Here is an 8,700-nt window from a genome sequence, read left to right as displayed (position 1 = left end):
TTTCATCTGCGGCCGTCGCCGCATCCGCGCTACGCGCTCGACAAGACATTTTTCTTTCCGGGCCTGGGACCGGGCACCGGCGGCGTGCTGAAAGAGCGCGCGCTGGACGCCGAGCGCGAGGCGTTCCGGCGCGACGCGTGGTGGCGTTCTCGTCTGGGCATTGCGGCGCCGCCGTCCGGCACGACCGTGATCTCGATGTTCGCGTATGAGAATCCCGCCATCGATTCCCTCCTGGAGCAATGGCGCGACTCGGACACGCCCATCGCCCTGCTCGTGCCGCAGGGGCGCATTTCCGGGGCGATCGCGCGGTTTTTCGGCCTGCCGGACTTTTTGGCCGGATCGAAAGCAGAAAGCGGGTCCTTGAAGGCTTTCGCGCTAGGTTTCGTGGAACAGCCGCTCTTCGATTCCCTGCTCTGGGCCGCTGACGTGAATTTCGTACGCGGCGAGGATTCGTTCGTGCGGGCGCAATGGGCGCAAAAGCCATTCGTCTGGCATATCTACCCGCAAGGCGACGACGCCCACCTGCCGAAACTCGACGCGGCGCTCGCGCACTACGCGAACAGCTTGCCGGACGGGGCGCGAGCCTCGCTCGAACGCTTCTGGCACGCGTGGAACGGCGCGGGCACCCCGGACTGGGACGATTTCTGGCCAAACCGCGCGCTGCTGGAACGGCGCGCCGCCGATTGGGCGACGGAACTGGCGAGCGTTGGCGATCTGGCTGGAAATCTGGCGGAATTCGCGAAAACTCAGTTAAAATAAGCGGTTATCCAACGGCTTGCAGTTCGGAACTGCCATCAGTTTCGGACGAATTCCACAGTGGAATAAGCACGGTGGGAATAGTCAATGAATAGTCAAAGAATAGTCAGTGAGGCGGCTACAGCGCCCGGGTTTGCGAGGGTTTTCCAAGGGTTGCGATGCAATCTCGATTAAATCAAGCAACCGTGCCACGAGCCGGCCGTCGACACTGCAGCGATCAGGCTCACATTTTCGTACAGGACAGTTTTTTAATATGAAGACCGCACAAGAACTCCGCGTCGGCAACGTCGTGATGATCGGCAGCGATGCCATGGTCGTGCTGAAGGCCGAGTACAACAAATCCGGCCGCAATTCCGCGGTCGTGAAGATGAAGTTCCGTAACCTGCTTTCCACCGGCAACATGGAATCGGTGTACAAGGCGGATGACAAGTTCGACGTCGTCCAGCTCGACCGCAAGGAAGTGACGTACTCGTACTTCGCCGACCCCATGTACGTGTTCATGGACGCCGACTACAACCAGTTCGAAGTTGAAGCCGACATGATGGGCGACGCCCTGCACTACCTCGCAGATGGCATGCCGTGCGAAGTGGTGTTCTACAACGAGAAAGCCATCTCGGTGGAACTGCCGACCACGCTGGTTCGCGAGATCATCTATACGGAACCGGCTGTGAAGGGTGACACGTCGTCGGGCAAGGTCCTGAAGACCGCCAAGCTCGCCACTGGTTTCGAACTGCAGGTGCCGCTGTTCTGCGGTATTGGCGACAAGATCGAAATCGATACGCGTACCAACGAGTATCGCAGCCGCGCTTAGGGCTTCGGCCGGCTGGCTGCCATGCCGGCCTGTACGCTCCATGCAAAAAAGAATTAAAAAAGGCGCCCTTCGGGGCGCTTTTTCTTTTTGCTGAACATTATTGCCAATTCAGGCAAACTTTACCGGAACGTTTCCCGAAAATTCCGGGTGACCCCTGCATGGAATGGGATGTTGACTGTTAAAACCTTGATTTTTCGTAATCGCGAAGATGGCATGAAACCTGCTGTGCTTGTTGTGTCCGCGCTGTGACGGCGTCGCATTTTCCAACAATACACGACCATGCCAATTACAAAAACCACTCTCGCCCGTCTTGTTGTTGCTGTTTCATGTGCCGTACCGGTGCTCGCAATTACTGCCGGATGCTCGTCGACACCGACGCATGAATCGGCTGGCGAGTACACCGCCGACTCCGCGTTGACCGCCAAGGTGAAAGCGGCATTACTCGCTGATCCGGGCCTGAAATCGCTGGCGGTGAGTGTGACGACGTATCGGAGTGAAGTGCTGCTGTCGGGCTTTGTGAATTCGCCGGATCAGATTCAAAAAGCGGTGGCGGTCGCGCGCGGCGTGGAAGGCGTGCAGTCGGTCAAGAACGAGCTGAACGTGAAGCCGCAATAGCACGCCTATAGCACGCCGATGGGCAGGAAACATCAGGAAGTGCAGGACAAAGACCCCGCAACGTCGGGCGAGGGCTGGAAGCTTGGGCGGGAACCGACACCTTGACGGCGTCCCACCATCAGTCCGCGCCGGCGTAGCCCGGCATCGAGGCGTCCCCCGCTGGATCTCGCCATTGAAGGCGACCGGCACGGAACGAATTTCAGACCACTTAATACGTTGTGTCCGCCATGCCACACGCTTTGATTGTCGAAGACGATCCCAATAGCCTTTCCGGCTTGTCTGCCATCCTCGCGGCCGACGGTTTTTCCGTCGATACCGCGACCACGCTCGCCGAAGCGCGCTCTGCCCTGACGCGTTTCATCCCGGACGTCGTGCTGGTCGACCTGAACCTGCCCGACGGCAGCGGTCTCGAGTTGCTTCACAACCTGCCGGCGCAACCGCCCGGTGGCGCGCTGCCTGTGATTGTGATGACGGGTAACGCGACGGTGGAGAGCGCTATCGAGGGCTTGCGGCAGGGGATCTGGGATTATCTGCTGAAGCCGGTCAACATTCCGCGCCTGCGCAGCTTGCTCGCCCGTATTCCGCGTCCTTACGAGTTGACCGAAGAAGTGCGGGCGTTGCGCTCCACGCTGCGCGAACTCGGCTATTTCGGTGGATTGCTTGGGCGCAGCGGTGCGATCCAGCATGTCTACGATCTGATTGAACACACCGCGCCCACGGAAGCGGCTGTATTGATCTGCGGCGAAAGCGGCACCGGCAAGAAGGTCGCCGCTCGCACGCTGCATGAGATGAGCCGGCGTCGTAAAGGTCCGTTCGTTTCGTTCGATTGCGCGGCCGCCAACGAAACCAGCAATCGTTCGATGGAAAGCCTGATGTTCGGCCACGAGCGCGGTGCGTTTGCCGGCGCGGAGAACCGCGAACCTGGCTTGCTTGAGCAAGCGGGTGGCGGCACGCTGTTCCTCGATCAGATCGATGCATTGCCAATCGCGCAGCAAGAAGCGCTGTTACGCGCGCTTGATTCGCAGACCTTCATGCGCGTGGGCGGCAGCAACAAGATTGTGACGGATTTTCGCCTGCTCGCCGCGACGCGTACGCCGGTGAAAGACGCCGTCGCCGACGGCAAATTGCGCGAGGATTTGTTCTTGCGCCTGAATGCGTCGTCGATCGCCTTGCCGCCCTTGCGGGACCGGGGCGATGACATCGCCCTGCTGGCCGAGCATTTCGTCGATGAACTGAATCGCGAGAACCACGTGAGCGGCATCACGAGCGGCGCGCCCAAACGCGTAAGCCCGGATTTCATTCGCGAGTGCCTGGCGACCGAATGGCCCGGCAATGTGCGCGAACTACGTGAGCGGGTGCGCCGTGCGTATCACGCATCCGGCGATGTCATCGAAACCTTGCGTGCCGATGAGCAAGGCGGTGCAGGCGGACGCGGACTCAACGGCAGCAGCGTACAGGTGACGGTGGGCACGGCGCTCGCCGATGTCGAAGACATGCTGATTCGTGCAACGCTGGAGGCAGTGGGCGGCACGCGGCATCGCGCGGCCACTCTGCTCGGGATCAGCCCGAAGACGCTTTACAACAAGCTCCAGCGAATGAAGCTGGAATGATTGAGACGTTGATTGAAACAAGCCGCTCGTTCTTTCGAACCAGCGGCTTTTTTTACGACTGTGCTTGTTTCCTCTCGCCTGCGTTGGCGAACGCTTCAGCCTAGCGCGCTTTTCACCAGCGCCAGCGCCTGCTGATATTCCACTTGCTCCATTAACTTGCCCCACTTCCACGCACGGCCTCGTGGCCGCATCCGCCGCAAGCGGGTCTGGGATGCCTTCGTCGGCACGAACGTCAGCCGCTCCAGCACCTTCTCCGCTTCGTCGGGCTGATTGCAGATCAGCACCATGTCGCAGCCTGCCGTGAGCGCCGCCGTCGCCGCTTCGGTCAGCGTTCCACCGGCGCGGGCGGCTTCCATCGAAAGATCGTCGCTGAAAATCGCGCCGTTGAAACCAAGCTTGCCGCGCAAGATGTCCTGCAGCCAGACTCGCGAAAAGCCCGCGGGTTTCTCATCGACCTGGCGATAAATCACGTGCGCCGGGATGACCGACGCGAGGGACATGCCCAGCCAGTCGTACGGTTTGGTATCGGCGGCGAGAATGTCCTCGAGCGAGCGATCGTCCACAGGCAGGGCCACATGCGAATCCGCCGATGCAAACCCATGCCCCGGAAAATGCTTGCCGCAGTTCGCCATGCCCGCGAGCGCAAGACCGTGGTTCAAGCTCTTGGCGAGCATCGTCACCACGCGCGGATCGTGATGCAAAGCGCGATTGCCGATCACCTTCGAGTGTCCGTAGTCCAGGTCAAGCACAGGCGTAAAACTCATGTCGACGCCGCACGCCCGCAACTCTGCCGCGAGCACGTAACCGAACGCGGTCGCGGTCTTTGTCGCGAGTAACACGTCGCGGTCCCACAGTTCGCCGAGCTTGCCCGGCGCGGGCAGGACGGTGAAGCCATCGGTACGAAAACGCTGCACACGGCCCCCTTCGTGATCGACGGCAATCAGGATGTCGTCACGAACCGCGCGAATCGCGTCGGTCAACGCGACGAGTTGCGCGCGATCCTGGAAATGCCGTGCGAAGAGGATGATGCCGCCGGTCATCGGATGGTCGATACGGCGAATGTCGGCGTCGGAGAGCGTGGTGCCGGCCACGTCGAGCATGACCGGTCCGGGAATGCGTTTTAACGAGTTCAAATTGAGAGCTGAATGAGAGCTAAAAAGTCAGGGGGTTTTTGTTGCTGGGTTTGGTTCTGGGTTTGCTTGCGGACTCACGCCCGGACTTGCACCCGGACTTGCACCCGTTTCCGCGATCACAAACGACACCGCGTAATCGCGTTCGTCGGTGATCGTGACCTGTGCGGTGATGCCGCGCACCGCCATCCAGTCGGCGAGTTCTCCCGACGCAACAATCTTCGGCTTGCCACTCGGCTCGTTGAGCGTTTGCAGCGCGCGCCATGTCATCGGCCAGTGCATGCCCAATCCGATTGCTTTCGAAAACGCCTCTTTCGCGGAGAAACGCGTCGCGAGGAAGGCGAGACCACGGACTTCAGAGCGCGCTTTACGCGCGTGGTAAATACGAAGTTCGTCCGCCCCGAGCACCTTCTCGGCGAAGCGCCCCTTCGTGCGCTCCATCACACCCGCCACACGGCTTACCTGAACGAGATCCGTACCTATTCCGTAGATCGCCATCGTTGGGCCCGGGTTGAGGTTGCTATTGTTGAGCGTTGATCGTTGGCCGCTGAGCGTTTATCGCGGCGATGCAGTGGCGGCAAGGCGCGATGCCACCATGATCGCCTTCATCTCGCGCACCGCATTGTCCCAGCCGGCGAAGATCGCGTGCGCGACGATCGCATGACCGATATTCAATTCCACAATGCCTTCCAGCGCCGCGATCGGCTGGACATTCGTGTAATGCAGGCCGTGACCAGCGTTCACTTTCAAGCCCAGGGAATTGCCGAAATCGACACTGCGCGCCACGCGCTCGAACTCCTTCTGGCGGGTGGCTTCGTCGTGGGCTTCTGCATAAGAACCGGTATGCAACTCGATCACCGGTGCGCCGGCTTCATGGGCGGCGCGAATCTGCGTTTCATCGGCGTCGATAAACAACGACACCCGCGCACCCGCTTGAGCCAGTTGCTCACATGCGGCTTTCACGGCCTGGAACTGCCCGGCGACGTCAAGCCCGCCTTCGGTCGTCAGTTCCTGGCGCTTTTCCGGCACGAGACACACGTCATGCGGACGAACGCCACACGCGATATCCAGCATTTCCTGCGTTACGGCGCACTCAAGATTCATGCGCGTTTTCAATAGCGGACGCAACGCGTGAACGTCGGCATCGACAATATGCCGGCGATCTTCCCGCAGATGCAACGTGATGGCGTCCGCGCCCGCTTCTTCGGCTTGCAGCGCAGCGCGGATCGGATCGGGGTACGACGTGCCGCGCGCGTTGCGCAGCGTAGCGACGTGATCAATGTTGACGCCCAGATCGATCACGTTGGCGGGCGACGAGAGAAAGAAGCTCATAGATTTTGCAGGTCGATCAGGATTTGACGGGTGGCGAGCGGCGTGCCGCCAAGATACACGTTCAGCAGAAAGCGCATCAGCGTCTTGCTTTGCGCGGCCGTCTGCGGGCGGCTGTATTCGTCCTTCTCCATGTCGAGAAGGGTTTGCCCGGCGATCACCGGCCATTGCGACGGTACATCATCTGATGCATCGCGCACACCGCGTTCGGGATCGAAGACGTATTTCTGATCGGCGAGAACCGGCTGGCGCGTGATGGTTTTATTCAACGCCATCGCGTAACCGGTTTCGCGCAACAGCACTCGTTCAAACGAGCGCAGCGCATGCAAGGCGGGCTCGCCGTGCGCGAGACGCGACAACGTCAACACGTAGTGATTGAACAACGCAGGATGCGCGTCTTCGCGAGCGCAAAACTTGACGAGCAATTCGTTGACATAGAAGCCGCATAACAACGCGTCGCCAGCGAGGGGCAACATGCCGCCGACCCATTCCGCTTGCGTCAAGGTGCGGACTTCGCCCTTCCCCGTCCACGATAACCCCAGCGGCTGGAACGTTTGCAGCACGCCACGCAACGCGGAATGCGGACGCTTGGCGCCCTTGGCGACCAGTGCGACGCGGCCGTGATCGCGTGAAAACACGTCGAGCACGAGACTGGTCTCGCGATACGGATAACTGTGCAGCACGAACGCCGGCTGCTCGGCAATACGAAAGTCCGAGCGCGGCGCAGCGCGCGGCGGTCTCGGAGCTTTGGGTTCTTTGGATTCTTTCGGTGCAGTGACTTTTGCAGAAGCAGACGCAGACGCCGTCCGGCGCCTTTTAGGCGCAGTGGCGGAAGGCTCGCCGGTGCTGAAGTTATCGTCGGCGAGCGGATCGGATTCTGCGTCGGAGGACTGGGTCATCCACGCGTCATTCGTACCCATAGGCGCGTAGTCCTGCTTCGTTATCCGCCCAGCCGCTCTTCACCTTGATGAAGGTCTCGAGATACACGGGACCGTCGAACAGCCTTTCCATATCAAGCCGCGCTTCGGTGCTGATCTGCTTCAGCTTCGCACCCTTCTGGCCGATAATCATCGCCTTGTGAGTATCGCGTTCGACCAGGATCGTCGCGAAAATGCGGCGCAGGCGCCCTTCGGTTTCCCATTTATCGATGAGCACCGTGCTCGTGTACGGCAGCTCGTCGCCGGTCCAGCGGAACACTTTCTCGCGCAGGATTTCAGCGGCGAGAAACCGCTCGCTGCGATCGGTGAGATCGTCTTCGCCGTAAATGGGCGAACCTTCCGGCAGATACGGCTTCACGACGGTCATCAAGCGCGCGATGTCGTCGGCATGCTTCGCGGTCATCGGCACGATTTCCTTGAACTCGTGCAGCGCGCTCATTTTCTGCATGAACGGGAACAGCGTTGCTTTATCGCTGACGTGATCAAGCTTGTTGGCGATCAACAAGCAAGGCGTGTCGTTCGGAATCAGGTCGAGAACCCTCTGATCGTCGGGACCGAAACGACCCGCTTCGATCACGAACAGGATGGCATCGACGGACGTCAGTGTCGACGTCACCGCGCGGTTCAGCGAACGGTTCAGCGCGCCGCTATGCTTGGTCTGGAAACCTGGGGTATCGACGAAAATGTATTGCGCGTCGTCCAGCGTATGAATACCGGTGATGCGATGGCGCGTGGTCTGCGCCTTACGCGACGTGATGCTGACTTTCTGCCCGACGAGCGCGTTCATCAAGGTCGATTTGCCGACGTTCGGCCGACCGACGATCGCGACCATGCCGCAGCGGAAACCAGGAGGAGTGGGAGCGTTCATCATGTGTGGGGCTGCAGATTCGGTGAATTCGTGGGGACGCGTGGCGCCCGGATTATGCTTGTGATCAGTAGCGTGCGAGCTTTAGTGATGAGCCTGGAAGTCCACGTCAATGGCCGGCATCGGCGGCGCGTACGACGGTTTCATCGGCGCTTTCTTCCAGGTGCGCTTCGACCTTTGCTTCAACGCTCTCTGCGCCCTTCGAGGCCGTTGCAGAAGCAGAATGCGCGGCGGGCACGTCCTCACGCTGCCGGGCGGGAACTGCGGATTTCTCACCAGGTGACGTTTCGGTATTCTTCGCGGCAGGCTTGTCGGCTTGCTTCTCAGCTTGCTTGTCAGACACCTTGTCGGCCTGTTGCGACCGCCTTTTCACCTGCACTATCTGCCTTTGCGACGCTTTTTTCCACCGGGTTATTCATAGCGATATCCACTGCGGCTTCGACATGCGTGGCCGATGGCTTGTCCACGCCCTCGTTTGTCGCCGCCGGCACTTCGGCCGCCGCTTTCTCGGCCTTTTCTGTCTTCTCCGCCCGATGAATCGTCGCCCGCTCGGTTTTCTCCGCGCTGGCGAATGCACCTGCCGATGGTTCCACATGCGATGCGCGAATCACCGCGAATGGCGCCGTGGCTGGACGCTCGGGATCGT

At 60.4% G+C, this 8,700-nt stretch carries 10 protein-coding genes and 1 pseudogene; 4 read left to right on the top strand and 7 right to left on the bottom strand.

Translation table 11 applies throughout. From position 1 onward, the window contains the following. From earP to JWR14_RS19345, 4 genes are all read left to right on the top strand, one after another. Nucleotides 1–759: elongation factor P maturation arginine rhamnosyltransferase EarP (gene earP / locus JWR14_RS19360; RefSeq protein ID WP_299709931.1), on the top strand; the 759-nt coding region annotated here is incomplete at its 5' end. Between the two features lie 250 nt (nt 760–1,009). Continuing rightward, the gene (gene efp, locus JWR14_RS19355; protein ID WP_062089336.1) at nt 1,010–1,567 is read left to right on the top strand and encodes an elongation factor P; all 558 of its coding nucleotides are present in this window, start codon (nt 1,010–1,012) and stop codon (nt 1,565–1,567) included. Between the two features lie 279 nt (nt 1,568–1,846). Then, the gene (locus tag JWR14_RS19350; RefSeq protein WP_299709928.1) at nt 1,847–2,182 is read left to right on the top strand and encodes a BON domain-containing protein; all 336 of its coding nucleotides are present in this window, start codon (nt 1,847–1,849) and stop codon (nt 2,180–2,182) included. Between the two features lie 227 nt (nt 2,183–2,409). Then, nucleotides 2,410–3,792, top strand: coding sequence for a sigma-54 dependent transcriptional regulator (locus tag JWR14_RS19345; protein ID WP_299709926.1), 1,383 nt, complete (start codon nt 2,410–2,412; stop codon nt 3,790–3,792). A gap of 95 nt (nt 3,793–3,887) precedes the next feature. Here JWR14_RS19345 and nagZ read toward each other — a convergent pair whose 3' ends face one another. The 7 genes and pseudogenes from nagZ to JWR14_RS19310 form a co-directional block, all read right to left on the bottom strand. Further along, a complete protein-coding gene (gene nagZ / locus JWR14_RS19340) occupies nt 3,888–4,892 on the bottom strand; it encodes a beta-N-acetylhexosaminidase (RefSeq protein ID WP_299709924.1) in 1,005 nt (334 codons plus the stop codon). 60 nt (nt 4,893–4,952) lie between these two features. After that, on the bottom strand, nt 4,953–5,420 hold the full coding sequence (gene acpS, locus JWR14_RS19335; protein WP_299709922.1) for a holo-ACP synthase: 468 nt from the start codon (nt 5,418–5,420) through the stop codon (nt 4,953–4,955). A gap of 57 nt (nt 5,421–5,477) precedes the next feature. Beyond that, entirely contained in the window at nt 5,478–6,254 is a 777-nt protein-coding gene (pdxJ, locus tag JWR14_RS19330; RefSeq protein WP_299709920.1) for a pyridoxine 5'-phosphate synthase, read from the bottom strand. Then, entirely contained in the window at nt 6,251–7,171 is a 921-nt protein-coding gene (recO, locus tag JWR14_RS19325) for a DNA repair protein RecO (protein ID WP_299709918.1), read from the bottom strand. The genes pdxJ and recO overlap by 4 nt, the downstream gene beginning before the upstream one ends. Continuing rightward, complete coding sequence (era, locus tag JWR14_RS19320; RefSeq protein ID WP_299709933.1) at nt 7,158–8,057, bottom strand: GTPase Era; 900 nt, start codon at nt 8,055–8,057, stop codon at nt 7,158–7,160. Before era ends, recO begins: the two co-directional genes overlap by 14 nt. Nucleotides 8,058–8,163: 106 nt before the next feature. Then, nucleotides 8,164–8,397 carry a hypothetical protein gene (locus tag JWR14_RS19315; RefSeq protein ID WP_299709916.1) on the bottom strand — a complete coding sequence of 78 codons (234 nt, stop codon included), beginning with the start codon at nt 8,395–8,397 and terminating at the stop codon, nt 8,164–8,166. Beyond that, nucleotides 8,390–8,700 (bottom strand): annotated as a pseudogene (locus JWR14_RS19310) (hypothetical protein); the annotation flags it as partial. The pseudogene JWR14_RS19310 and the gene JWR14_RS19315, both read right to left, overlap by 8 nt.

Source organism: Caballeronia sp. (genome assembly GCF_028292365.1).
Classification (GTDB): Bacteria; Pseudomonadota; Gammaproteobacteria; order Burkholderiales; family Burkholderiaceae; genus Caballeronia.
Note: the sequence above shows the minus strand (reverse complement) of the source record. Positions and strands in the feature narration are given on the sequence as shown.